The sequence below is a fragment of the Geodermatophilus sabuli genome (genome assembly GCF_900215145.1).
In the GTDB taxonomy this organism is placed as follows: Bacteria; Actinomycetota; Actinomycetes; order Mycobacteriales; family Geodermatophilaceae; genus Geodermatophilus; species Geodermatophilus sabuli.
In genome coordinates, this window is record NZ_OBDO01000001.1 from 1106457 (window position 1) to 1130778 (window position 24322).

General features: G+C 74.9%; 22 protein-coding genes. 7 read left to right on the forward strand and 15 right to left on the reverse strand.

Features of this window, described 5'->3' with window-relative positions; all coding sequences use genetic code 11:
• Positions 1 to 32 precede the first annotated feature (32 nt).
• The 3 genes from CRP39_RS05245 to sbnA form a co-directional block, all read right to left on the reverse strand.
• Entirely contained in the window at positions 33 to 2576 is a 2544-nt protein-coding gene (locus tag CRP39_RS05245; RefSeq protein WP_097204907.1) for a non-ribosomal peptide synthetase, read from the reverse strand.
• 17 nt (positions 2577 to 2593) lie between these two features.
• Entirely contained in the window at positions 2594 to 5419 is a 2826-nt protein-coding gene (locus tag CRP39_RS05250) for a Pls/PosA family non-ribosomal peptide synthetase (protein WP_172442286.1), read from the reverse strand.
• Between the two features lie 67 nt (positions 5420 to 5486).
• Positions 5487 to 6563 (reverse strand): 2,3-diaminopropionate biosynthesis protein SbnA, encoded by a 1077-nt coding sequence (gene sbnA / locus CRP39_RS05255; RefSeq protein WP_097204910.1) that lies wholly within the window; start codon positions 6561 to 6563, stop codon positions 5487 to 5489.
• A 630-nt stretch (positions 6564 to 7193) separates the two neighbouring features.
• Between sbnA and CRP39_RS26335 the strand changes: the two genes are divergently transcribed.
• On the forward strand, positions 7194 to 7763 hold the full coding sequence (locus CRP39_RS26335) for a hypothetical protein (RefSeq protein ID WP_183358913.1): 570 nt from the start codon (positions 7194 to 7196) through the stop codon (positions 7761 to 7763).
• 76 nt (positions 7764 to 7839) lie between these two features.
• Here CRP39_RS26335 and CRP39_RS05265 read toward each other — a convergent pair whose 3' ends face one another.
• Both CRP39_RS05265 and CRP39_RS05270 read right to left on the reverse strand, forming a co-directional pair.
• The gene (locus CRP39_RS05265) at positions 7840 to 8598 is read right to left on the reverse strand and encodes a sulfite exporter TauE/SafE family protein (RefSeq protein WP_245853585.1); all 759 of its coding nucleotides are present in this window, start codon (positions 8596 to 8598) and stop codon (positions 7840 to 7842) included.
• Between the two features lie 5 nt (positions 8599 to 8603).
• On the reverse strand, positions 8604 to 9386 hold the full coding sequence (locus tag CRP39_RS05270; RefSeq protein ID WP_097204913.1) for a sulfite exporter TauE/SafE family protein: 783 nt from the start codon (positions 9384 to 9386) through the stop codon (positions 8604 to 8606).
• A gap of 203 nt (positions 9387 to 9589) precedes the next feature.
• Here CRP39_RS05270 and CRP39_RS05275 point away from each other — a divergent pair, with 203 nt between their 5' ends.
• Positions 9590 to 10093 (forward strand): hypothetical protein, encoded by a 504-nt coding sequence (locus CRP39_RS05275; protein ID WP_143426566.1) that lies wholly within the window; start codon positions 9590 to 9592, stop codon positions 10091 to 10093.
• Between the two features lie 57 nt (positions 10094 to 10150).
• Positions 10151 to 11479, forward strand: a complete 1329-nt coding sequence (locus CRP39_RS05280) for a sensor histidine kinase (RefSeq protein WP_097204916.1) — start codon at positions 10151 to 10153, stop codon at positions 11477 to 11479.
• Here CRP39_RS05280 and CRP39_RS05285 read toward each other — a convergent pair.
• The 4 genes from CRP39_RS05285 to CRP39_RS05300 form a co-directional block, all read right to left on the reverse strand.
• Positions 11476 to 12195, reverse strand: coding sequence for a response regulator transcription factor (locus tag CRP39_RS05285; protein ID WP_097204918.1), 720 nt, complete (start codon positions 12193 to 12195; stop codon positions 11476 to 11478). The two genes, CRP39_RS05280 and CRP39_RS05285, sit on opposite strands and share 4 nt — an antisense overlap.
• Positions 12196 to 12270: 75 nt before the next feature.
• A complete protein-coding gene (locus CRP39_RS05290; RefSeq protein ID WP_245853587.1) occupies positions 12271 to 14832 on the reverse strand; it encodes a DEAD/DEAH box helicase in 2562 nt (853 codons plus the stop codon).
• A gap of 88 nt (positions 14833 to 14920) precedes the next feature.
• Positions 14921 to 15526, reverse strand: a complete 606-nt coding sequence (locus CRP39_RS05295) for a TetR/AcrR family transcriptional regulator (protein WP_097204921.1) — start codon at positions 15524 to 15526, stop codon at positions 14921 to 14923.
• Between the two features lie 4 nt (positions 15527 to 15530).
• Positions 15531 to 16424, reverse strand: coding sequence for an alpha/beta fold hydrolase (locus tag CRP39_RS05300; RefSeq protein WP_097204922.1), 894 nt, complete (start codon positions 16422 to 16424; stop codon positions 15531 to 15533).
• Between the two features lie 151 nt (positions 16425 to 16575).
• On the opposite strand from CRP39_RS05300, the gene CRP39_RS05305 reads away from it, so the two are divergent.
• On the forward strand, positions 16576 to 17433 hold the full coding sequence (locus tag CRP39_RS05305) for an SDR family oxidoreductase (protein WP_097204924.1): 858 nt from the start codon (positions 16576 to 16578) through the stop codon (positions 17431 to 17433).
• Positions 17434 to 17553: 120 nt separating this feature from the next.
• On the opposite strand, the gene CRP39_RS05310 is transcribed toward CRP39_RS05305, so the two are convergent.
• Complete coding sequence (locus tag CRP39_RS05310; RefSeq protein ID WP_172442287.1) at positions 17554 to 18657, reverse strand: heparan-alpha-glucosaminide N-acetyltransferase domain-containing protein; 1104 nt, start codon at positions 18655 to 18657, stop codon at positions 17554 to 17556.
• 143 nt (positions 18658 to 18800) lie between these two features.
• Between CRP39_RS05310 and CRP39_RS05315 the strand changes: the two genes are divergently transcribed.
• Positions 18801 to 18971: a CsbD family protein gene (locus CRP39_RS05315; RefSeq protein ID WP_097205195.1), complete on the forward strand. Its 171-nt coding sequence runs from the start codon at positions 18801 to 18803 to the stop codon at positions 18969 to 18971.
• Here the strand turns inward: CRP39_RS05315 and mmuM are convergent.
• Positions 18964 to 19887: a homocysteine S-methyltransferase gene (mmuM, locus tag CRP39_RS05320; protein ID WP_097204927.1), complete on the reverse strand. Its 924-nt coding sequence runs from the start codon at positions 19885 to 19887 to the stop codon at positions 18964 to 18966. The two genes, CRP39_RS05315 and mmuM, sit on opposite strands and share 8 nt — an antisense overlap.
• On the opposite strand from mmuM, the gene yidD reads away from it, so the two are divergent.
• A complete protein-coding gene (yidD, locus tag CRP39_RS27400; RefSeq protein ID WP_245853588.1) occupies positions 19886 to 20473 on the forward strand; it encodes a membrane protein insertion efficiency factor YidD in 588 nt (195 codons plus the stop codon). The genes mmuM and yidD overlap by 2 nt on opposite strands.
• A gap of 69 nt (positions 20474 to 20542) precedes the next feature.
• On the forward strand, positions 20543 to 20983 hold the full coding sequence (arfB, locus tag CRP39_RS05330; protein ID WP_097205198.1) for an alternative ribosome rescue aminoacyl-tRNA hydrolase ArfB: 441 nt from the start codon (positions 20543 to 20545) through the stop codon (positions 20981 to 20983).
• On the opposite strand, the gene CRP39_RS05335 is transcribed toward arfB, so the two are convergent.
• From CRP39_RS05335 to CRP39_RS05350, 4 genes are all read right to left on the reverse strand, one after another.
• Complete coding sequence (locus CRP39_RS05335) at positions 20980 to 22209, reverse strand: RNA polymerase sigma factor (RefSeq protein WP_097204929.1); 1230 nt, start codon at positions 22207 to 22209, stop codon at positions 20980 to 20982. The genes arfB and CRP39_RS05335 overlap by 4 nt on opposite strands.
• 7 nt (positions 22210 to 22216) lie before the next feature.
• Positions 22217 to 22570 (reverse strand): YciI family protein, encoded by a 354-nt coding sequence (locus CRP39_RS05340; protein ID WP_097204930.1) that lies wholly within the window; start codon positions 22568 to 22570, stop codon positions 22217 to 22219.
• Between the two features lie 80 nt (positions 22571 to 22650).
• Complete coding sequence (locus CRP39_RS05345; protein WP_097204932.1) at positions 22651 to 23292, reverse strand: GNAT family N-acetyltransferase; 642 nt, start codon at positions 23290 to 23292, stop codon at positions 22651 to 22653.
• Positions 23293 to 23357: 65 nt separating this feature from the next.
• Complete coding sequence (locus tag CRP39_RS05350) at positions 23358 to 24287, reverse strand: alpha/beta hydrolase (RefSeq protein ID WP_172442288.1); 930 nt, start codon at positions 24285 to 24287, stop codon at positions 23358 to 23360.
• Positions 24288 to 24322: the final 35 nt, after the last annotated feature.

Here is a 24322-nt window from a genome sequence, read left to right on the forward strand (position 1 = left end):
TCCTCTCGTGGCTGCTGATGGGGGTCACCGGGTCACCGGGTCCCCGCCGGAGCGGGGGTGGCCGCCGGCGCACCGCGCGGTCCGGGCACCGCCGGCGCCACGTCGCGCTCCTGCGCCCGGCGCGCGACCAGCTCGGCGAGGTCGGCGAGAACCGGGTGGTCGATGAGGTCGGTCAGGGACACCGCACGGTCCAGGGCGATCGCCAGCTTCACGGCCGACAGGGAGGTGCCGCCCCGGTCGAAGAAGGAGTCCCGGCGGGCGATCTGGTCCTGCGGGATGCCGAGCACCGCGGCCCAGGCGGCGGCCACCCGCTGCTCGGTCGGGGTGCTCGGGGCGTCCGCGCTGGTCTCCACGACGTCGAGTTCCCGGGCGAGCGCCGTCAGCGCCTTCTTGTCGATCTTGCTGTTGGCGGTCAGCGGCAGCCGCGCCCGCCAGTGGAAGGCCCGCGGGACCATGTAGGCCGGGAGCGACGCGGCCAGCCGGGTGCGCAGCACGTCGGCCTCGACCGCCCGGTCCCCGGTGTAGAAGGCCACCAGGTGCCGGCTCCGGTCGGCGGCCTCCGCCACCACCACGGCGCCGTCCCGGACGCCGGGGATGCGCAGCAGGGTGTTCTCGATCTCGCCGATCTCGATGCGGAAGCCGGAGATCTTGACCTGGCTGTCCCGGCGGCCGAGGAACTCCAGCTTGCCGTCGGGCCGCCAGAAGCCGTGGTCACCGCTGCGGTACAGCCGCCGGCCGGGCCGGTAGGGGTCGGGCACGAAGGCCAGCCGGGTCCGGTCGGGGTCGTTGACGTACCCGCGGCCGACGCAGACACCGGAGAAGACGATCTCCCCGGGCGCGCCCAGCGGCACGGGGGCCAGCTGCTCGTCGACGACGCGGACCTCCACGTTGGCCACCGGACCGCCCAGCGGCACCCGGTCGCCGTCCGGGACGCCGTGCATGACCTCGTGGTTGGTGTCGTCGGAGGTCTCGGTCAGCCCGTAGGCGTTGACCAGCGCGATGCCGGGCTCCGCGGCGAACCACCGCTGGGTGAGCTCCTTCTTCAGCGCCTCACCGGTCACCGACACGCACCGCAGGTCGGGCAGCTCCCGCGGGTGCACCTCCAGGTAGGAGAGCACCACCTCGAGGTAGGACGGCACGACCTGCACGACCGCGACCCGCCCGTCGACGAGCAGGTCGACGAAGCGCTGGGCGTCGAGGACGACGTCCTGCGGGACGAGCAGGGTGCGCCCGCCCACCAGCAGCGCGGAGACCAGCTGCCACAGCGAGATGTCGAAGCACTGCGGCGCGACCTGGGCGACGACCTGCCCCTCGCCGATGCCCAGGTCGTCGATCTTGGCGAAGAGGTGGTTGAGCATGCCGGCGTGCTCGCACATCGCGCCCTTGGGCTCCCCGGTGGAGCCGGAGGTGAAGTAGATGTAGGCCAGCTGGTCCGGGGCGATCGCCAGGCCGAGGTCCCGGTCGGAGTGGCCCTCGGCGACCGCGGCACGGATGTCGAGGGCGGCCACGCCCGGCAGCCCGGTGAGCGCCGCGTCCAGCGAGGCGGTGCTGCCCGGCTCGGTGAGCACCAGCCGGCACCCGGCACGGGCGATCGTGGTGGCGATGCGGTCGGCCGGGAAGTGCGGCTCGATCGGCAGGTAGACGCCGCCGGCCTTGAAGACCGCGAGGACGGCGGTCAGCCAGTCGAGGTCCCGCTCGGTGACCACGGCGACCACGTCCTCGGACAGCAGGCCGCGGGCACGCAGCGCACGGGCCAGCCGGTTGGCGCGGGAGTTCAGCTCGCCGTAGGTCAGCTGCCGGTCGCCGTGGACGGCGGCGACGGCGTCCGGCCGGTGTCCGGCCTGCTCCTCGAACAGCTCGTGCGCCCGGCGGTCGGGCAGGTCCCGGGAGCGTCCGGCCATCCCGTCGAGCTGGTGGCGCAGCTCGGCAGGGGCCAGCAGGCTCTGCCGCAGGGGGTCGGCGTCGGGGTCGGCGACGACCTGGCTCAGGGCCGTGCGGTGGTAGCCGCAGATCCGGGCGGCGGCACCGGCGTCCAGGACGTCCTTGCGGTACCGCAGGGCCAGGCGGGCACCGTCGCCGGGGAAGCCCACCCCGAGGACGGCGTCGCCGGGGAGGTCCTGGTCACCGGCGGGGCCGACGACCACCTCGGACGTCGGGCCGGGCACGCCGAGCTCGCTGCGCAGCTCGTCCAGCGCGACGTCCCGGTGCGCCTGCAGCCCGGCCTCGACGGCGGCGGCGTGCCGCACCAGCTCCCGCCACGACCCGGCGTCGGTCGACAGCCGGCAGGGCAGCGGGCCGCTGCCACCCCCGGCCAGGTAGCCGGTGACGACGTCGGTCTCCCCGGAGAGGGCGGCGAGCACCCGGGCGTGGGCGGCCAGCAGCACCGACCGCACCGGCACCTCCAGGTCGGCGGCCAGCCGGCGCAGGGCCGTGACCAGGCTGCCCGGCAGCAGCGTCTCGTGCCGGGCGGTGCCGGGCCGGGGGTCGAGCGTCCACCGGGGGACCGTGGTCGACCCGCCGGCGAGGAGCACCCCGCGCCAGAACTGCTGGCCGGTCTCGGGAGCCGGAACGGTCATGGGGAGGAGTTCCCTTCTCATCGGGGCGTCGGGGTCAGAGGGCGGGCGCTGGCGCGGCCGGACGAGGCCTGGAGGATCGGTTCGGTCCGCGGCGGCGGCAGGGCGGCCGCGGGGAGGGGGCGGGGCGTGGCCGCGGGCAGGGCCGCCGGCACCTCGGGGAGCTCCTGCGCCGGGTTGCCGCCCCAGTGCTCGCCGGCCGGGATCTCCTCGCCCTTCATCAGGAAGGAGTCGGCGGCGAGGACCGCGCCGTCGCCCAGCACCACGCCGTAGTGCGTCCAGGCCGCCAGACCCACGGTGACCCCGTTGCCGAGCGTGATGGTGTCGGACTTGAAGGCGCCGTCCTCCTGCGAGTGCGCCTGCAGCCAGGTCGCGGCGTTGAGCGTGCAGTCGTCGCCGATGGTGACCAGCGTCCGCTCCGGGATGTCGGCCCCGTCGTCGAACAGCCGGCGACCGACGCGCACGCCCACCAGCCGCCACATCAGGCCCTTCATCGGCGTGCCGTTGAACAGGGCGGGGTTCCACAGCAGCTTCCAGTAGCGCTCGTGCCACCAGAAGTACGGCTCGTAGATCGAGCAGAACTGCGGGCGCAGCCGGCCGAACCGCAGGTTGGCCCGCTCGACGAAGACGCCGAAGCCGATGGTGAACAGGACCGCCCCGAGTTCCGCGGCGAAGACCGATCCCGCGCCCAGGCTGTGGTGGAGGTCGGCGGCGGCGAGCCCGAGCAGCGTGAACCCGAGGTAGCTGGCCCACCGGACCAGCAGGACCAGCGCGATGGTCCGCAGGTTGTAGCCGTTCTTGGCGGCCAGCCGGCCGGGCAGTTCCTGCTCGCCCTTGTAGTGGTCGAACGTCCCGTCGCGCTCCACCGACCGCGGGATCTCGAAGGCCGGCGACCCGAGCAGCCCGACGTCGTTGCGGACCGGTCCCTCGACGGGGAGCTGCACCTTGGTGGCGAGCAGGCAGTTCTCGCCCATCCGCGACTGCGGCGGGTAGATGATCCCGTTGCCGAGGAAGCTGCGCGGCCCGATCGTCGCCCGGGAGACGCGGAAGGAGGTGGCCGAGTAGTCGGCGTTGGCGACGGTCAGCCCGTCCGCGACCATCGTGCCGGTCCCGACCGTGACGTGGTACGGGCTCTCGTGGGTCACGTTCGTGCCGAAGTTCGACCCCGTCTGCTCGACCTCGGACAGGTCGTACCCGATCCACTGCAGGTAGTGGACGATGTAGGAACTGTCGCCGAACAGGCCGGTCAGGGCCTTGCGGTTGGTCAGCCGGGTGATCCCGCGGTGCAGCGCGTAGTGGAAGCCGTACAGCGGGTAGACCCGGTCCGGGTCGATGGCGAGGTTGAGCACGCGGGGGAGCGTCGTCGCGAGCAGCAGGCCGACGAGCACCGAGCCCAGGGACAGCACCGCGGAGACCTCCGCGGCGTGCAGGTAGAACGACGGGTCCGTGAACGCCAGCGGTCCGGCGTCCAGGAGCGCGCCGATCTCCGGCCACGCGAGGAGCAGCATGGCGATCCCGCCGATCCCCAGCGGCAGGGTCACCAGGCAGACGGTCAGCACCTGCCACAGCGAGTAGACGACCCGCCGGCGGGTGCCGCACGTTGCCGGGGGGACCACCCGGTAGTCGACGTCGGTCCGCCGGGCCGGGTTGCCGTGCCAGTGCTCGCCGGCGGGCACGGCCTGGCCGCGCTGCAGCGTGGACCGCAGCCCCAGCTGGGCGCCGTCGCCGATCGAGGTGTCGATGTCCAGGACGGTCGCCTCACCGACCAGGACGTCCCGGCCGATGGTGACCGGGCCGATCTGGATGTGGCCGGCGTGCGCCCGGTAGCCGGGCAGCGCGGACTCGCGGCGGACCACCGTGTGGTCGCCGATCGTCAGCAGGTCGGTGGCGACCGGCACCTGCTTGGCCAGGATCGTGACACCGCGACCGATCCGCGCGCCCAGGGCCCGCAGGTAGAGCACGTGGATCGGGGACCCGCCGAACAGCAGCACCAGCGGGTTGACGCGGACCAGCGTCTTGACCACCCAGAACCGGACGTACGCCAGGCTCCACACGGGGATCTCCCGCGGTGTCCACCGGCCGATCAGCACCCACTTCGCGACGATCGGGGTGACGATGATGCCCAGGAGCGTCAGGCCCCCGAACACGACCGCCCGCAGGTACTCCGAGACGAGGTCGTGTCCGTCGGAGATCCAGTCGAAGCCGGTGGAGGCCACGACCGCGACGACGCCGCTGTACGCCAGGAAGGCCAGCAACTGCAGCAGTCCGACGAGGGCGTACCGGAGGGCGCCGGCCGGCGGCGCCCCGTTCGCCGGCTCCGGGATCGGGATCGGGGCGGGCACCGGGGCCGGGGCCGGCGCCACGGCGGCGGCCGGCGCCGGCGCGAGGGCGGTCGCCAGGCCGCGGATCGTGGGGTGCTCGTAGACCTCCTTCATCGACACCGACGGCAGGTCGGGGTGCTTGCGGACGCGGGCGCAGAACCGGGCCATGAGCATGGAGTCGGCGCCCAGGTCCTCGAAGAAGTGGCTGTCCGGCGTCACCGGGCGGTCCACGACGGCGGACAGCACCTCGGCCAGCCCGCTCTCGACCGGCCCGGCGGTCGCCGGCGCCGGCGGCGGCGCCGGCGCGAGGGCGGTCGCCAGGTCGCGGATCGTGGGGTGCTCGTAGACCTCCTTCATCGACACCGACGGCAGGTCGGGGTGCTTGCGGACGCGGGCGCAGAACCGGGCCATGAGCATGGAGTCGGCGCCCAGGTCCTCGAAGAAGTGGCCGTCGGCCGGCACCGAGTCCACCTGCAGGACCTGCGCCAGCACGCGGGCGAACTCCTGCTCGGTGGGGGTGGGCACGGGACCCGGGTGGAGGGGGGAGGGGGTGGATCCGGCGGTCATCAGGTCGGCTGTCTCTCTGAGCACGTCAGCTCCCCGTCCGCGGGACGGGAAGGGTGGGCACGGTCGAGGGGCGACGGGCGGTCATCGTCGCGGTGGTGGTGTCCGCCCGGTGGGGGAGCCGGTCCGGGGCGGGGGGTTCGGCTCCGACGGAGTCGAGCACGTCCTTGCCGAAGAGGTCCTCGAGCCAGTTCGTCTGGTAGACGGTGTCGAGGTAGCGCTCGCCGAGGTCCGGGGCGATGGTCACGGCCGTGAGGTCCCGCCGGGGCTGCCGGGCCAGCCAGCTGATCGCCCCGCTGACGACCGTGCCCGTCGAGCCGCCCATCAGGAACCCGCGGCGGGCCAGCCGGTGGCAGGTGCGGATCGTGTCGGCCTCCTCGACCAGCACGACCTCGTCGATGTAGGCCTCGTCCAGCAGCGCGGGACGGACACCGCTACCCAGGCCGGGGATCACCCGCTGCGCCGGTGGACCCCCGAAGGTCACCGAGCCGACGGCGTCCACGGCGACGATGCGCACGGGCCGGTGCCACTCGTGGAAGAACCGCGCGCAGCCCATCAGCGTCCCGGTGGTGCCGGCGCCGACGAAGAGCACGTCCAGGTCGGGGAAGCTGCGGGCGATGGCCGGGGCCGTCCGCTGGTGGTGCGCTCGCCAGTTGCCGGGGTTCTGGTACTGGTTCAGCCACACGAATCGGCTGTCGGAGGCGCACATCGCGCGCACGTAGTCGATCCGCGCACCGAGGAACCCGCCGACCGGGTCGGGCTCGGTGATGATGTGCACCTGGCTGCCCAGCGCCTCCATCAACCGCCGCGTCGACAGGTTGCAGCGCGAGTCGGTCACGCACAGGAACCGGAGGCCCTTGCTCGCCGCGATCATGGCGAGCGCGACGCCGAGGTTCCCGGACGAGGACTCGATCAGGATCGAGTCGGGCCGCAGCGTGCCGTCGCGTTCGGCGGCCTCGACCATCTCGACCGCGGCCTTGATCTTGATCGATCCGGCGAAGTTGAAGCCCTCGCACTTGAGGAAGAGCGACTGCCCGAGAACCGACCGGAGGTCGATGTAGAGGTCGTCCTGGTGGAACTCGTGGGGGGCGGAGATGACGGGCACGCTGGGCTCCTCGTCGGGTGTGGGCGCTCCGCTGCTGGCTCGCGCGGCGCCTCTCGGGGACGAACTCGTCGTTGAGCTGGATCCGCCGGAGCGGGTCCCGAAGGTCGAGGTGACGGTGGCCCGGATCCCTCCCGGGTCCTGCGCCCGGTCGCGATCCGACCACTCGTCCCTACGGAGGACCGCGGCCGGGCCGCTGATACACCGGTGGCCGGACGACTTCTGCTCTCTCTGCGTCGGACTCCCGGGCACCCGGGGGCGCGTCGTCGCGGCAGGGGGCCGGAGGGCCTCGGAGGGTGAGGTGGGGGCCGTTGGTGCGCACGGGTACGGACGGGCTCCGTCGGCCGCGAGGAGGAGCAGGTCCCGGGGTGCGCCGGGAGCGGCTGCGCTGTCGCGGTCGTCATCGGTGGCCGTCCTCTTGGCACTGGTGTGTGTCGACACGGCGAGACCGGGGTACTGCTACCTGTCGGGTCGGCGACGTGGACGAGCGTCCTCGGTGAGAGGGACAGGTCTCCATACGACCTTCGGGTTAGCACAGAGGGCCCGGAGGTCCCTGCAGGTCGACGAGTCGACAGGTCGACACCCGCCCGGCCTCCCTGGACGGGCCGGTCGGCGCGCCTAGCGTGGACCGCGATGTCCGAACCGCCCGAAACCCCGTCCCTGTCCGCACCGTCGACCACCCCGGTTGCCGCCGGGGCCGGTTCCGCGGGTCCCGGCTCCGGCCCGACCGGCGGCCCGGCCGGCCCACCGGGCCCGCCCCCGACCGCCGAGGTGCCGGGGACGCCACCGGCTCCCGGCGCCGAGGGCCACCAGCCCACGGCGCCGGTCACCGGCCGGCCGCGGGTGGGGGCCCGCCGTCCCGACCCGATGACCCGGATGGGGCCGTGGGCGCCGGCGGCCGCCGCGCTGCTGGGGCTGCTGGCCGGCGTCCTCGTCGTCCTGCTGCTGAGGGGGTCGGCGGACGCGTTCCACGAGCAGCTCGCGCTGGTGTTCCTCACCGTCGGGCTCGGGATGCTCGGCGCCGCTGCGGCGCTGCTGGCCGACGAGGTTCGCCTGGTGCGCCGCGGTGCGCGGGAGGCGGCGGTCCGCCCGGCCTGGGTCGAGACGACCGCGGGCCTGCTCAACGGCCTGACCCCGGCGCGGCTGCTCATGCTGGCCAGCGCCTTCGTCCTGTTCCTCGCCGCCTACGTCAGCCGCGGCTGAGCCGGGCCGCCGCGGCCGAGCCGGCCCGGACGGCCCGGGCGGTCAGGGCCCGGGCGTCCACCGCGGACGCCCGGGCTCAGCCGTAGGCCTGCACCGCCAGGTGGATCGCCAGGCCGAGGCCGGCGAGCGCGATCAGCCGGCGCAGCACGGTCTGCGGGGCGCGCCGCACCACCCGCGGGCCCAGCCGGCCGCCGACGAACAGCCCCAGCGCCAACGGCAGCGCGGCCGACCACGCGACCGGTGCCAGGAACAGGAAGCCGATCGCCGCCACCGCGTTGGCCATCCCGAGCACCACGTTCTTCAAGGCGTTCCCCCGCGGCAGACCCTCGCCGGTGGTGAGCAGGTACATCGCCAGCATCATGACGCCGGCCGCGGCTCCGAAGTAGCCGCCGTAGACGGCGACCGCGAACGTCCCCAGCGGCAGCCACCACGGGTCCCGGTGCTCGGGGTGGTGCTTCGCCCCCTCGACGGCCAGCACCCCCGGCGAGCGTTGCAGCGCCAGGGCGATCGAAGCGCCGGCGATCAGCCACGGGACGATCCGCTCGAAGGCCGAGGACGGGGTGAGCAGCAGCAGGGCCGCGCCGGCCGCCCCGCCGAGCACCGCCCCGGCCGACAGCCGGAGGAGGCGGCGGCCCTGCCCGCGCAACTCCGGTCGCGAGGCGCTCACCGACCCGACGCTGTTGAGCACCAGCGCCACGGTGTTGGTGATGTTCGCCGTCACCGGCGGGAGCCCGGTGGCCAGGAGCGCCGGGTAGCTCACCAGCGAGGCCAGGCCGGCGATGCTGCCGGTGAGCCCCGCGGCGACGCCGGCCAGGACCAGGAGCACGAACTCCACGACGTTCACCGCGTCAGGAGGACCGCGATGGCGACCAGGCCCAGCGCGACGATGACCGTGCGCAGCACGACCGCGGGCAGTCGGCGGCCGACGCTGGACCCCGCGTATCCGCCCACGAGCGCACCCCCGGCCACCAGGGCGGCGGCGGTCCAGTGCACCCGGTCGGTCGCGACGACGACGTAGGTCGCGGCGGCGACGGTGTTCACGCCGAGGGTCAGCACGTTCTTCAGCGCGTTGAGCCGGTGCAGCGACTCGTGCAGCAGCAGGCCGAAGATGCCGATCTGCAGCACGCCCTGACTGGCGGCGAAGTAGCCGCCGTAGGTGCCGGTGGCGTACGCGCCGGCGAACAGCGCGACCATCCGCCCGCGACCCGGCGCGGGGTCGGCGTCGTCGCCGACCTCCCGGCGGCGGGCCACCCACCGCTGCAGCAGCGGCTGGGTGGCCACCAGCAGCACCGCGAGCCCGACCAGCGCCGGCACGATCGCCTCGAACGCCGACGCCGGCAGGTGCAGCAGCAGGAACGCCCCGGTCAGCGCCCCGAGCACCGACGCCGGCAGCAGCCGCAGGAGCAGCCGCCGCTGGCCGCGCAACTCCCGGCGGTAGCCGATGGAGCCGGTCAGGTTGCCGGGGACCAGCCCCAGGGAGTTGCTGATCGTGGCCGTCACCGGCGGCAGGCCGACGGCGAGCAGCACCGGGAAGGTGACGAGGGTCCCGGACCCGACCACGGCGTTGATGCCACCCGCCGCGAAGCCTGCGGCGGACACCGCCACCATCTCCCACGCCGTCATGCCGCCATCACTGCGAGGTTGCCACGGCTGCGGCTCCCCCGGGCGACGGGGTGGGGAGACCTCCGTCTCCTCGGCGCGGCCCGGGGGTTTTACCCAGTTCTTGCACTGCGCTGGGGTCCCGCTTGCCACACCTTGTCTAGCGTCGAGACGAGCGTGCAGCAGTGGACGTCGGGCCAGACCGAGAGAACGCCAGGGTGATGACGATGGACCTCCGTGTCGTGGTGTTCAACCGGATTGTCCAGGACGCCGTGTTGCGCAGGCTCCTGGTGAACCACGCCGACCGCGTCGAGTCCGGCCGCGACCCGCAGACCGGCGCGAGCGGGTGCGCCTTCCTCGTCCTGAGGTGGCTGCGCAGCGACGAGCCGTCCGCGTCCGCCGGGTGCGAGGTGCTGGTGGCCCGGGCGCACGTCCCCGGGCAGCAGCCCGACCCCGGCGGCCGTCTCGACCACCTCCTGCTCCGGCTGGAGGTGGCTCTGTGCGCCGAGGTGGGGGACGACGCTCTCGCGATCCGGGGCCTGGGGTCGTCGCCGCACGCCGTCCGGGGTCCGTCGGACACGCTGGCCAGGTCGGCGACGTTCGTCGTCGTCCCTGCCCCGTCCCGGCTCGACGGCGAACGGGAGCTCGCACTGGTGCCCTGGCCGGGACGGGCCGGCGCGGACGCGGGCGGCCTCGCCGTACCGAGCGGAGCCGTGTCCAGCCTGAACTGACCCGCGGGCCGGCGGGGTCCGCGCGGGCACCGCGGCAGGTGCGGAACGGAGGCGCTGGTGCGCACTCGGATCATCGGCCTGGCGGTGTGGGCCGCCGTCCTGGCGATCGGGCTCTTCGGGGTGCCGCTGGCGGTGGCGGTGCTCCAGTACTCCGTGCAGACCGAGCGCGACGACCTCGAGCAGTTCGCCCGCACGGTGGCGATCTCGGTGACCTACGACGTCGACGAGGGGGAGTGGCTCGAGGACGTCTACCACGAGGGCTCCACCGCGGCGGCGGTGTACGACGAGAACGGCGACTGGCTGGGAGGTGCCCGGTCGGACGCCACGGAGCTGGAGGTCACGCAGGCCCTCGCGGAGCGGGCCGGGACCTGGACCGAGGACGGCCGGTTCGTCGTCGTCGTGCCGGTCACCTACGGCGACGAGGTGATCGGCGCGGTGCGCGCCACGGCTCCACGGACCGACGTCCTGCCGAAGGTGCTGCCCGCCTGGGGAGGGATGGCCGCGCTCGCGGCCCTCGCGGTGACCGCCGCCTGGCTGGTCGGGCGCCGGCAGGCGCGGCGGCTGGCGCACCCCCTGGAGGACCTGGCGGCCGGCGCGCGCCGGCTGGGGGACGGCGACTTCAGCGTCCGCACCCGGGAGGGCGGGATCAGGGAGATCGACGCGGTCGGCGCCGCGCTGAACTCCACCGCCGCTCGCCTGGACGGCCTGCTCGCGCGGGAACGCGCGTTCTCAGCCGACGCCTCCCACCAGCTGCGCACGCCGCTGGCCGGTCTCCGGCTGCGGCTGGAGGCCGCCCTCGAGCAGCCCGGTCAGGACCCCCGCCCGGCCATGGCCGCCAGTCTCGTGGACGCCGACCGCCTCGAGGCCACCATCGACGAGATCCTGGCCCTGGCCCGGGCCGATCGCGGCGCCGAGGCCGGGCCGGTGGACCTCCGCGCACTGCTGGACGAGCTCTCCCCGGAGTGGCGCGCCCGCCTGGCCCTCCAGCACCGCGCCCTCGACGTGACCGTCGGGCCGGGGGTGCCGGTCCCGCGCGCGTCCACAGCGGCGGTCCGCCAGGTGCTCGCCGTGCTCGTGGACAACGCCGCGACGCACGGCGCGGGAACGGTGGCGGTCACGGTCCGCGAGGCCTCCGGCGCCGTCGCGATCGACGTCTCCGACGAGGGTCCGGGCGTGGACCAGCCGGGGAGCCTGCTCTTCGCCCGGCGGGCCGACCAGCGCGACGGGCACGGCATCGGGCTGGCGCTGGCGCGGCGCCTCGCCGAGTCCGAGCAGGGGCGGCTGCACCTGTCCCGGTCCTCGCCACCGGTGTTCACCCTGCTGCTGCCGCGGGTGAGCGCCGAGGCCGTGCCCGGACCGCTCGTCCGCGCCGGCGACGGCGGCTAGTGCGGGAGCCCCCCGGCCTCCGGCGACAGGAGCTCCAGCCGGTACCCGTGCCCCCGGACCGTGACGATCTCCGGCACCCGGGCCGACGCGGCGCTCTCGCTCATCTTCCGGCGCAGCGCGGCGACGTGGACGTCGAGCGTCTTGGTCGAGCCGAACCAGTGCTCGTCCCACACCTCGGACATCAGTGACTCGCGGCTGTGCGCGACCTCGGGCTCCGCGGCCAGCCGCGCCAGGAGGTCGAACTCCTTGGGACGCAGGTGCAGTTCCCGCCCGGCGACGGTGACCCGGCGACGGGGCACGTCGACGACGAGGTCGCCGATCGCCCGGACCGGGAGGGCGCTCGAGCCGGCCTCGTTGCGGCGCAGGTGGGCGCGCAGGCGCGCGTGCAGCTCGGCCAGCCGGACCGGCTTGACCAGGTAGTCGTCCGCGCCCGCCTCCAGCCCGACCACGACGTCCATCTCGGCCGACCGCGCGGTCAGGATGATCAACACGCAGGACGGGCGGGCCTCGCGGAGCCGCCGGCAGACCTCGACGCCGTCGAGGTCCGGCAGGCCGAGGTCCAGCAGGACGAGGTCGACCGGCGTGCCGACGGCGCGGGCCAGCCCGGCCGCGCCGGTCCGCTCCCAGAGGACCTCGTGGCCGTGGCTGCGCAGACTCGACGTCAGCACCTCGCCGATCGTCGAGTCGTCCTCGACGAGGAGGACCCGGCTCGCCACGTCGTCATCCTGGCAGTCGGGGCGCCGCAGGTGCGGTCCTGCGCGTGCGGCCGGGCGCGAGCCGACACCGCGCCCTCAGTCCGTGCGGCCGGCAGACACCAGGCGCAGCACCACGGCGCCCTCCTCGTCGGAGGCGTCGAGGTCCACCTCGACGTCGAGACCCCAGTCGTGGTCGCCGGCGGGGTCGTCCACGATCTGGCGCACCCGCCACACCCCGGGCTCGCTCCTGTCCCAGATGATCAGCGCCGGCCCGCGGGCGTCGGCGCCGGTGTTCACCTCCGCGTGCTCGGCGAAGTAGGCCTGCACCACCTCGCCCCAGCGGTCGGCGTGCCACCCGGAGCCGCGGTCGAGCTCGCCGAGGTCGTACCAGCGGCGGCGGGCCCACAGCTCCACCCGGCGGAACAGCGCGTTGCGGACCATCGCGGTGAACGCCCGCTCGTTGCCGGTGAGCGGGCGCGGGCGGGCGGGGACGGCGACCGGCTCGTCCAGCGGCTGGTCCGGCGAGGTCAGCTGCTCCCACTCGTCCAGCAGCGAGGAGTCCACCTGCCGGACCAGCTCGCCCAGCCACTCGACGAGGTCGGTGACCTCCTCGGTGCGCGCCGCCGCCGGGACGCCGGACCGCAGCGCCTTGAACGCATCCGACAGGTACCGCAGCACCGCGCCCTCGGACCGGGTCAGCCCGTAGGTGGTGACGAACTCCCGGAAGGTGAACGCCCGCTCCCACATCTCCCGGACGACGGCCTTCGGCGACAGGTGCGCGTCGGCGGCCCAGGGGTTGCTGCGCACGTAGACCTCGAAGGCGTGCCCGAGCAGCTCCTCCAGCGGCTTCGGGTGGGTGACCGCCTCCAGCAGCTCCATCCGCTCGTCGTACTCGATGCCCTCGGCCTTCATCTGGGCGACGGCCTCGCCCTTGGCCTTGTTCAGCTGCGCGGCGAGGACCTGCCGTGGGTCGTCGAGGGTGGCCTCGATGACGCTGACGACGTCCAGGGCGTACGTGTCGCTGTCCGGGTCGAGCAGCTCGATGGCGGCCAGCGCGAAGGTCGACAGCGGCTGGTTGAGCGCGAAGTCCGGCGGCAGGTCGACGGTCAGGTCGTAGCGCCGGCCGTCGGGCTCGGGCTCCGGCAGCCGCTCCAGCACGCCGGCCTGCAGCAGCGAGCGGGCGATGCCGATCGCCTCGCGGATGTGCCGCAGCTGTCGCTTGCGCGGCTCGTGGTTCTCCGTCAGCAGCCGCCGCATGGCGACGAACGGGTCGCCGGGGCGGTCGACGACGTCGAGCACCATCGCCGTCGACACCCGCATGTTGCTCGTCAGCGGCTCGGGATCGGCGGCCACCAGCCGGTTCATGGTCGCCTCCGACCACGGCACCATGCCCTCGGGCGCCTTGCGGCGGACCAGCTTGCGGCGCTTCTTGGGGTCGTCGGCGACCTTGGCGAACTGCTTGAGGTTCTCCACCTCGTGCTCCGGCGCCTGGACGACGACGGTGCCGGCGGTGTCGTACCCGGCGCGCCCGGCCCGCCCGGCGATCTGGTGGAACTCGCGGGCGTTGAGCAGCCGGGTGCGGGTGCCGTCGTACTTCGACAGCGCGGAGAACACGACGGTGCGGATCGGCACGTTGATGCCCACGCCGAGGGTGTCGGTGCCGCAGATGACCTTGAGCAGGCCGGCCTGGGCCAGCTGCTCCACCAGCCGCCGGTACTTGGGCAGCATCCCCGCGTGGTGGACGCCGATGCCGTGACGGACCAGCCGCGACAGCGTCGTCCCGAAGGAGGAGGTGAACCGGAAGCCGCCGATCATGTCCGCGATCGCGGCCTTCTCCTCCTTGCTGCACACGTTGACGCTCATCAGGGCCTGCGCCCGCTCCAGCGCCGAGGCCTGCGTGAAGTGGACGACGTAGACCGGCGCCTGCCGGGTGTCCAGCAGCTCCTGGATCGTCTCGTGCATCGGCGTCGTCGCGTAGTAGTGGTGCAGGGGGACCGGGCGCTCGGCGTTGGCTACCAACGCCGTCGGCCGGCCGGTGCGGCGGGTGAGGTCCTCGCGCAGCCAGGTCGTGTCGCCGAGGGTGGCGCTCATCAGGAGGAACTGCGCCCTCGGCAACTCCAGCAGCGGCACCTGCCAGGCCCAGCCGCGGTCGGGGTCGCCGTAGAAGTGGAACTCGTCCATGACCACCAGGCCGACGTCGGCGTCCGACCCCTCACGCAGCGCGATGTTGGCCAGCACCTCGGCGGTGCAGGCGATGATCGGCGCGTCCCGGTTGACCGCCGCGTCGCCGGTGAGCATGCCGACGTTCTCCGCGCCGAAGACGCCGCACAGCGCGAAGAACTTCTCGCTGACCAGGGCCTTGATCGGCGCGGTGTACCAGCTGCGCCGGCCGGCGGCCAGCGCCGCGTACTGGGCGCCGGTGGCCACCAGCGACTTGCCCGAGCCGGTCGGCGTCGCCAGGACGACGTTGGCGCCGCTGACCAGCTCGATCAGCGCCTCCTCCTGCGCCGGGTACAGCACGGTGCCGTTCCCCTCGGCCCACGCGGCGAAGGAGGTGAACAGCTCGTCGGGGTCGGCGCCGCGCGCGCGGAGGGCGGCGAGGTCGCTGGGGTCGTCGAGGAGGGGAAGGGCGGTCCTCGTGGTGGTCGGCATGGTCATCGTGGGGGACAGCGTGCCCGACGCGCCTTCCCTTCCCGCGGCATGGTCCTCCCCGGGCAGGCGGTCCGGTTCCGGTGTCGGCGAGGGGTCAGGACGCGGGAGGCCCCAGCACGCGGTCCAGCTGGTGTCGGAGCACGTGGAGGGCGTCACCGGCGCCCCGCTGGCGCCCCAGCACGCTGGCCGTGAGCCCGTTGGCCAGCGCCAGCAGCAGCACCACCTCGGTGCGGGCGTCCAGCTCTCGCGGCGCGTCCCCCTCGCCCTGCGCACGTTCCAGTCGCGCGGTCAGGTACGCCTCGAGCGCGTCGGGGTGGTTGCGACCGCCGGCGCCCAGCGCCGGATCGGTCAGGGCAACCGCGTAGTACGCCGCCCACGCCAGTGCGTCGGCCCGGCTGTCGTCGTCGGTCGGCAGGATGCTGCCGAGCACGACCTCGAAGGCCTCCCGCACGGTCAGCCCGGTGCCGGCGGCGGCGCGTCCGCGCACCCGGCGGTCCAGCCGGCCGGCCAGCTCGGCGAGGCCCGCGGTCAGCAGGGTCGCCTTGTCGGCGAAGTAGTACTGGACGACGCGGAGCGAGGCCCCTGCCTCGTGAGCGACCTCGCGCATGGTCACCGCCTGCAGCCCCCGGGTGCTCGCGATCCGCAGCAGAGCGGCGGTCAGCTCCGCGCGGCGCTGCTCGTGGTCCGCCCGTCTCGGCACCGCCTCACCCGGCCTCGGCCTCGGCCGCGGGCTCGCCGAGCACCCGCGCCACGACCAGGCCCGCCGCCTCCAGCTGCAGGGCGTGGCCGGCGTCGGGCACGACCTCCACTCGCCAGTGCGGTGCCGCCCGGGCGATCCGCTCGGCGACGGCGGCGGAGTCGTGCAACGCGCTGCGGGCGCCCAGCAGCACGGAGGTGGGCACCTCGACGGCGGCGAGCTCGGCGTCGGTCAGCACCGGCGGGGTCGGCAGCCGGCGCCGGAAGCCGCGGCCGGCCACGCCCAGGGCCAGCAGTTCGCTCTCGAGCAGCGTGCCGTTGACGAGGCGGCGGGCCGCCCGGCGGCGCAGCGCAGCCGGCAGCAGCGCCGCGAGGCCGCCGAGGAGCACCCAGCGGAGGAACCGCCGGTCCAGCGGGGCCAGACCGGCGGGGTCGACCAGGGTCAGGGCGGCGATGCGGCGCTCCGCGTCCTGGCGCTGGGCGACCAGCGCGGTCCAGCCACCGAACGACGACCCGACCAGGTGGGCGCGGCGGGCACCGCACGCGGCGAGCACCTCGAGCAGCCAGCGGCCGACGGCGTCCCCGTCGGGGATCGGGCCGGTCCCCTCCGAGCGGCCCGGCTCGCCGAGGGGGTCGACCACGAGCACCGGCCGCCGGCCGGCCAGCGGGCCCACGTGCCGGTACCAGGACAGCGCGTTGCCACCCGCGCCCGCGAGCAGCACCACCGGGTCGTCGCCCGCCGGCCCGGCGCGGTAGACGCGCACGGTGCCCAGGGAGGTCGTCAGGTCCTCGGCCCTCACCGGCACCGGCCACAGCCGGTCCAGCGTGCGGTCGTAGGCGGTGAGGAAGCGGGCGCGGGCGTGGGGGCCGGTGAAGCCCGAGGCGCGGTAGCTGGTGGCCACTGGTCCTCCTCGGAACGCGCGGACCCGTCGGGAGCGTTCGGATACAAGCGTATCCACACGGCGGGCGTCAACCGTCCACCGCGCGGGTTCCGGGAGCGGAGGACGGGGGTACGCGGGGGCGGCAGCGCCCACGAACCAGGAGGACGGCCACGTGTCATCGCCCCGACCCGAGTCCCAGCCCGCCCAGCAGCAGGACGTCCCCGGCACGCTGGGGGAGATGGACCCCAAGCCCGACCACGGGGAGGAGAGTTACCGCGGCTCCGGCCGTCTGACCGGGAAGGCCGCGGTCATCACCGGCGGCGACAGCGGCATCGGCCGTGCCGTCGCCATCGCCTTCGCCCGCGAGGGCGCCGACGTCCTCATCTCCTACCTGGACGAGCACGAGGACGCCGAGGACACCAAGAAGTACGTCGAGGAGGCCGGCCGGAGGTGCGTGCTGGTGCCCGGTGACCTCGCCGACCGGGCGCACGCCAAGACGATCATCCCCAAGGCGATCGAGTCGTTCGGGCGGATCGACGTCCTGGTCAACAACGCCGCGTTCCAGATGAGCCACCCGACGCTGGAGGAGATCTCCGACGACGAGTGGGACCACACCGTCGCGCTCAACCTGTCGGCGATGTTCACCCTGTGCAAGGACGCCATCCCGCACATGCAGCCGGGCGCGTCGATCATCAACTCGTCGTCGGTCAACTCCGACGAGCCCAGCCCCCACCTGATCGCCTATGCCATGACCAAGGCCGGCATCGCCAACTTCACCGCGTCGCTGGCGCAGATGTACGCGGAGAAGGGCATCCGGGCCAACAGCGTCGCGCCCGGGCCGATCTGGACGCCGCTGATCCCGGCCACCATGGACGAGGAGAAGGTGGAGAGCTTCGGCCAGCAGGTGCCGATCGGCCGCCCCGGCCAGCCCGCCGAGCTCGCGCCGGTCTACGTGATGCTGGCCAGCGACGAGGCCTCGTACGTCTCCGGCGCCCGGGTGGCGGTCACCGGCGGCAAGCCCATCCTGTGACCCCGCCGTCCGTCGACGACCGGGCGACCTGATCCCGGCGGGTCCTCCCTCACGGTCTGCGGTGAGGGAGGACCCGACACGGTCAGGTCACCTGGTCACCGCGTGGGGAGGCCCGACCGCTCACGGCGCGACACGCACGGAACTCCACGTCAGGAGCCGCTCCAGCGGCCCCCGGCCGAGGAGCAGGCGCCACGTCGTGGCGAGGACGACGGTGACCGCCAGGTAGGCCACCCACGTCCGGTTGTCGACGTACTCCTCGGTGCCCGTGGCCCAGATCGCGACGATCTGGGCGCTGTACACCGTGAGCGCCATCGACCCGACCGACGCCACGGGGGAGGTCGCCGTGGGCAGCCGGTCGGCGACGACCAGGCACACCACGATGACGACCAGCGCGACACCGACCGAGCCGGTGATCTCGAACGTCGTGCCGCTGTGCGGCCTGGCGCCGGCCAACCAGGCCGGATCCCACCCGTCGGGACGCTCGGAGTAGGCGTCCGGATCCGCGAGCGCCCACGGTCCGGTCAGCCAGCCCCCGCTGTAGCCGAGGACGGCCAGGCCCGCGCCCGCGGTGGCCAGCCGGGCCCGGACCTGCCCGGAGCCGAGGTCGCAGCGCCCCACGGCGAGCCCGACCAGGATGAACGTCCACCAGATCAGCGCCGGGTAGGCGCCGGTCACGGCCAGGGAGACGAACGGCGCTTCCGAGGCGCCGGTGGTGTCCAGGTACTGGGCGAGCAGGAGGTCGACCGGCGGCGTCAGCACCGCCAGCACGCCCGCCATGACGAGCAGCCGCCGAGGCGGCCACCGCAGGAACGGCAGGGCGAGGACGAACAGGACGGCGTACACGCCGAGGATGACGTCGATGTCCGTGCCGAGCGCCTCGAGCGCGCCGCCGATCGCGAACACCCAGGCCGCCCGGACGAGCAGGCGCGTCCGGGCGCGCGCCAGCTCTCCGCCGGTCAGGGGGACGGTGCGCCCGGACAGCAGCGCCATCGACACGCCGGCGAGGATCGCGAACAGGATGGAGGACCGGCCGTTGACGATCCCGAGCCACGTGGCCGGCTCGGTTGCCACGTCGGGCGCGACCGCCCCGACGTGGGCGCCGAGCATGCCGAACACCGCGAGAGCGCGGGCCACGTCGAGGCCGATGATCCGGGGGGCCCGGTTCGGCCGGCGCGGCTGGACCGGCGTCGGCTGGACCCGGCCGGGGATGACGGCGGTCTCCATGCCGGTGAACGGTAGGCACTCCGCGGGCGTCATCGACGATCTTGGCCGAACTCTTGCCGCGCTTTTACGATCCTCTGACCTGGCGTTCCGGGGTCGGCCGCTCACCCGGCATGGCGGCCGTGGCCGTCGGGTACCACCGGGGCATGAGTGCCGAGGACAAGATCAGGAACAAGATCGACGAGACCGCCGGCAAGGCCAAGGAGGCCGCGGGCCGTGCCGCTGACGACCCCGGCCTCGAGGCCGAGGGCAGGAGGGAGCAGACCGCGAGCAACCTCAAGCAGGCCGGCGAGAAGGTGAAGGACGCCTTCAAGTAGGCCACGCACCTGCGCTGTCCAGGGCTCGGGCGATCGCGCGGATCTGGTCGGTGGACACCCGGCAGCAGCCGCCGACCAGCCGGGCGCCGGCGTCCACCCAGGCCGCCACGTCGCCGCTGGGGACGCCGGCGGCGCCGGTCCAGCGGCGGCCGACGGCGTCCCAGCCCTCGCCGCTGTTCGGATAGGCGACCAGGGGCTTGCCGGCGGCGGCCGCGGCGGCCAGGGACGGCCCGACGGCGGACGGCGCGGTGCAGTTGACGCCGACCGCGACCACGGCGGCCACGCCCGCGGCGAGGGCGAACACCGACTCGGCCCGCTCGCCCCGGCGGGTGCGGACGACGCCGTCGCCGTCGACCACCGTGGTGAGCGACAGCCACACCGGCACCCCCAGGGCGTCGGCCTCCGCGACCAGCGCCTCGGCCTCCACGGCCGCGGGCACCGTCTCACAGGCCAGGACGTCGGCGCCGGCCCCGGCCAGCAGCTCCATCCGCGGCCGGTGGAACGCCCGCAGCCCGGCAACGGTCAGCGCGTCGCCGTAGGCGCCGGTGTACTCCGACCCGTCGGCCAGGACCGCTCCGTACGGGCCGACCGACCCGGCGATCCACGCCTCGGGCGCGCCCCGGCGGGCCAGCTCCACAGACCGGGTGATGAGCGCCCGCGCCTCGGCGGCCGGCACCCCGGCCGCGGCGAACCCCTCGACCGAGGCCTGGTAGCTGGCCGTCGTCGCCACCTGGGCACCGGCCGCGGCGAAGGCGGCGTGCGCGGCGACCACCGCGCCGGGGTCGTCACGCAGCAGCCGGGCCGACCACAGGCCCGAGGACAGGTCGTGCCCCTGCGCCTCCAGTCGGGTGGCCAGCCCGCCGTCGAGCACCACCGGGCCGGCGGCCAGCGCCGCGCGCAGGGACTGTCCGGGCATGGTGCCGATCCTCCCGCGGTACTGGGGGACCATGGTCTTCATCTGGAGCAGCGGCCGGGGCCCGCGACGGCGCCCGCAGCGCGGGTACCGCGGCATGGGCTCGGGCTACGGCCCCGGGTACGGGCGCGGCTACGGCCCCGCGTACGGGCGGCGCGGTTCCGGCCCGCCGCCCGGCTACGGCCCCGGGTACGGGCGCGGCTACGGCCGCGGGTACCGCGGCGGCCACGACTCCTGCCTGCGCGACCTGCTGTTCCTCAACACCGGCTGCTGCCTGGCCAACGCCATCGGCTGCGGCATCGACGGGCTGTTCCTCGTGCCGACGACCGTGCGGCACGTGCACGCGGCCGGCACCGGACGGCGCGGCACGGCGCTCCGGGACCGCCTGGTCGCCGCCGTCCGCGTCTACCAGCGGGAGATCAGCCCGAAGCGGCCGCCGTCGTGCCGGTTCGAGCCGACCTGCTCGACCTACGCCGTCGAGGCGCTGGAGCAGCACGGCGCCGGCCGCGGGTCGTGGCTCACGCTGCGCCGGCTGCTGCGGTGCCGCCCCGGCGTGTCCGGCGGCGCGGACCCGGTGCCGGCCGCCTGATCGTCAGTCCCGGAGGTGGTCGCCGGGGCGGTGCCCTCCGCCGCGCGCCGGATCGGCCAGACTGACCCCGTGCCGGCCGCCGACGACGCCTCCGGTGACCTCCCGGTCACCGGCTCCCTCGTCGTCCCCGCGGGCGCGCTGGGCTGGCGGTTCTCGCGGTCGTCGGGTCCCGGCGGGCAGGGGGTCAACACCGCGGACTCGCGGGTGGAGCTCTCGGTGGCCCCGCTGGAGCTGGCCGGGCTGAGCGAGACCCAGCGGCAGCGGCTCACCGCGCGGCTGGGCGACCGGCTGGTGGACGGCGTCGTGACCGTGGTCGCCAGCGAGCACCGCCAGCAGCTGCGCAACCGGCAGGCCGCCCGCGAGCGGATGGCCGCGGTGCTGCGCGCCGCGCTCGCCCCGCCACCGCCGGCCCGGCGGCGCACCAAGCCCACCCGGGGCTCCCAGGAGCGGCGCATCCAGGCCAAGAAGCAGCGCGGGGAGCTCAAGAAGCAGCGCCGCCGGTTCGACTAGGAACCCGTTCCTCCCAGCTCCGCTCGCCGCCGCTCGAGGAACGCCCGCTCGGCGGCGTTGCCGGCCAGCGCGACGGCCGCGGCGTAGGCGGCGTCGGCCTCCACCGTCCGCCCCAGCCGCCGGAGCAGGTCGGCGCGCACGGCGGGCAGCAGGTGCGAGTGCGGCAGGTGCAGGGCGTCGACCTCGGCCAGTGCCGCCGCCGGCCCCAGCACCTCGGCCACCGCCACGGCGCGGTTGAGCGCCACGACGGGCGAGGGGGTCATCGCCAGCAGTTGGTCGTACAGGGCCAGCACCTGCCGCCAGTCGGTGTCCGCGGCCGTGGGGGCGTCGCTGTGCACCGCCTGGATCGCCGCCTGCACCTGGTACGGGCCGGGCGCGTTCCGCCGCAGGCAGCGCCGCACCAGCGCCTGGCCCTCGGCGACCATCGCGGCGTCCCAGAGCCGGCGGTCCTGCTCGGGCAGCGGCACCAGGCCGCCGTCCGGGCCGGTCCGCGCCGCACGCCGGGACTCGACGAGCAGCACCAGCGCCAGCAGGCCGAGCGCCTCGGGCTCGTCGGGCACCAGCTCGGTGAGCTCCCGGGCCAGCCGGATGGCCTCCGCGGACAGGTCGGCCCGCGCCAGGGAGTCCCCGGAGGTCGCGGTGTGCCCCTCGGTGGCGATCAGCGCGATCACCGCCAGGACGCCGCGCAGCCGCTCGGGCAGGTCGGCCGCGGCCGGCACCCGGTAGGGGATCCGCGCGTCCCGGATCTTCCGCTTGGCCCGCACCAGCCGCTGGGCCATCGTCGCCTCGGGCACGAGGAAGGCACGGGCGATCTCCGCCGTGGTGAGCCCGCCGACCAGCCGCAGCGTCAGCGCCACCCGCGCGGCGGGGGCCAGGGCGGGGTGGCAGCAGGTGAAAAGCATGCGCAGCCGGTCGTCGCGCACGGCGCCCTCCTCGGGTGGCGGGCCGGGGTCGTGCAGGAGAGCCGCGGCGCGGTGCCGGTCGTCCCGGGTGGACTCGCGCCGGAGCCGGTCGATCGCCCGGTTGCGGGCGGTGGTGACGATCCAGCCGGCCGGGCTGGGTGGCACGCCCTCGGCCGGCCAGCGCGCGACGGCGGTGGTGAAGGCGTCCTGCACCGCCTCCTCGGCGGCGTCGATGTCGCCGAGGAGGCGGGTCAGGACGGCGACCGCGCGGCCGTGGGACTCGCGGAACACCCGCTCGACCTGCGCGGTGGACGGGTCGGTCACGACCGGGTCAGCAGCTCGGGCCGCCCTGCAGCGGCCGCACCTCGATCGGCAGGGTGATCGCCCGGGCGAGCTTGCGGCCCCACTCGAGCGCGGCGTCGAGGTCCGGCGCCTCGACGACGGTGAACCCGCCGACGTGCTCCTTGGCCTCCACGTACGGGCCGTCGGTCAGCAGCACGTCCTCGCCCTCGGCCCGGAGCACCGTCGCGGTCTCCGGCGGGTGCAGGCCGCCGGCGAAGACCCACGCGCCCGCCTCCCGCATCTCGCGGTTGACCGTGTCCAGGTCGCGCATGATCGGCTCCAGGAACTCCGGCGGCGGCGCCTCGCCGTCGGGCTGGTAGATCGTGAGCAGGTACTGCGCCATCGTCGTCCTCCTCGGGTCGGCGGCCGGTCCCTCGCCGGCCGCTCACCCCCTGTACGAACGGAGTCGCGCCGGATCGACACTCAGGCGGGAACGGGTGTGCGCACCAGCAGCCAGAGCGGCAGCTCGTCGTCGGCGGTGTGCATGGCCCGGTCGACCTCGAAGCCGGAGGCGCGGAGGAACCGGGCGGCGGCCCAGGTGTGGACGGCGGCCGCGGCGAGCACGCCGTCGGCGTCGCAGCGGTCCAGCACCGGCCGGAGGAGGGCGGTGGCCATGCCGCGCCGCCGGCTGCTGGGCCGGGTGCCGAGGTGGGCCAGCCACCATTGCGGCTGCGCCGGGCGGGCGGCATCGACCAGCTCGCGGGTGCGCGCGACGCGGGCGGCGTGCGGGCCGGCCAGGTACGGCAGCTCGCGGGCCAGGGCGGCCGAGACGTCGGCCGGCAGCGGAGCCGTGCCGGGGGCGCCGGGCGGGGCCGCCCAGGTGGCGACCGCGGTGACGTCCTCGGTGACCCAGCCGGTCCCGGTGGCCACCGCGCGGTGCCCGGCGTCGAGTTCGTGCAGCCGGGTCAGCCGCTGCATGCGGCCGTCCTCCGGCAGCGCCCAGCGGGTCCACCGGGAGTCGGCCAGCGCGACGGTGAGCGTCGCGGCGATCCGGGGGACGTCGCGCTGCTCGGCGGGGCGGACCGACGGGGTGCCGAGGTGGACGGAGGCCGCGGGATCGCTCACCCGGCCATCCCACCACCCCGCGGGCCGGGAGGCCGACGCGGTGCGCGCCGGCCTCCCGGGGCGGGTCAGCCCAGCGCCGCCTTGATCTCGCGGGCGAGGTCCTCGACCAGGACGCCGTACCGGTCGCACATGGCGCACAGCCAGAACAGGCCGTGGATCTGCCCGTCGTAGCGCTTGACGGTGGCCTGGCCGCCGGCCTTCTGCAGCAACTCGCCGTACCGCTCGCCGTCGTCGCGCAGCGGGTCGAACTCCATCGTGGCGATGAACGCCGGCGGCAGGCCGGAGAGGTCCCCGGCGCGGGCGGGGGAGGCGTAGGGCTCGCCGCGCCGGCTCTCGTCCGGGATGTAGTGGTCGCGGAACCAGCGCATCGACGCGGCGGTGAGCAGGTAGCCCTCGCCGTTGTCGCGGTAGGACTCCGTGTCCATGGACTGCAGGTCGGTGGCGGGGTAGATCAGCGCCTGGAGCGCGATCTCGGGGCCACCGCGGTCCCGCGCCATCAGGGCGACGACGGCGGCCAGGTTGCCGCCGGCGCTGTCCCCGGCCACGACGATCCCAGCCGGCTCCGTGCCCAGCTCGCCCAGGTGCTCGGCGACCCACGACGTCACCGCGTAGCAGTCCTCGGCCGCCGCCGGGTACGCCGACTCCGGCGCCAGCCGGTACTGCGCGGAGACGACCACGCAGCCGGTGGCGTCGGCCAGCGCCCGGCAGGGGGCGTCGACCACCTCGATGTTGCCGATCACCCAGCCGCCGCCGTGGAAGTAGACGATCGCACCGCGCGGCGAGCCGTGCGGCGTGTAGATGCGGACGGGCAGGGACCCGTCGGGCCCGGGGACGGTGCGGTCGCCGACCGAGGCCACCTGCACGAGGTCGCCCTGCATCTCGCGGAAGGAGTTGGCCATGTCCCGCGCCTGCGACACCGACAGCTGTGACATGTCTGGGGCGCCCTGCGCCTCCATGGCGGCGAGCAGGGCTTGGGCTTGCGGGTCCAGCGGCATGGCCTCTCCTGACTGCGATGTCGGGTGCCGCGGCC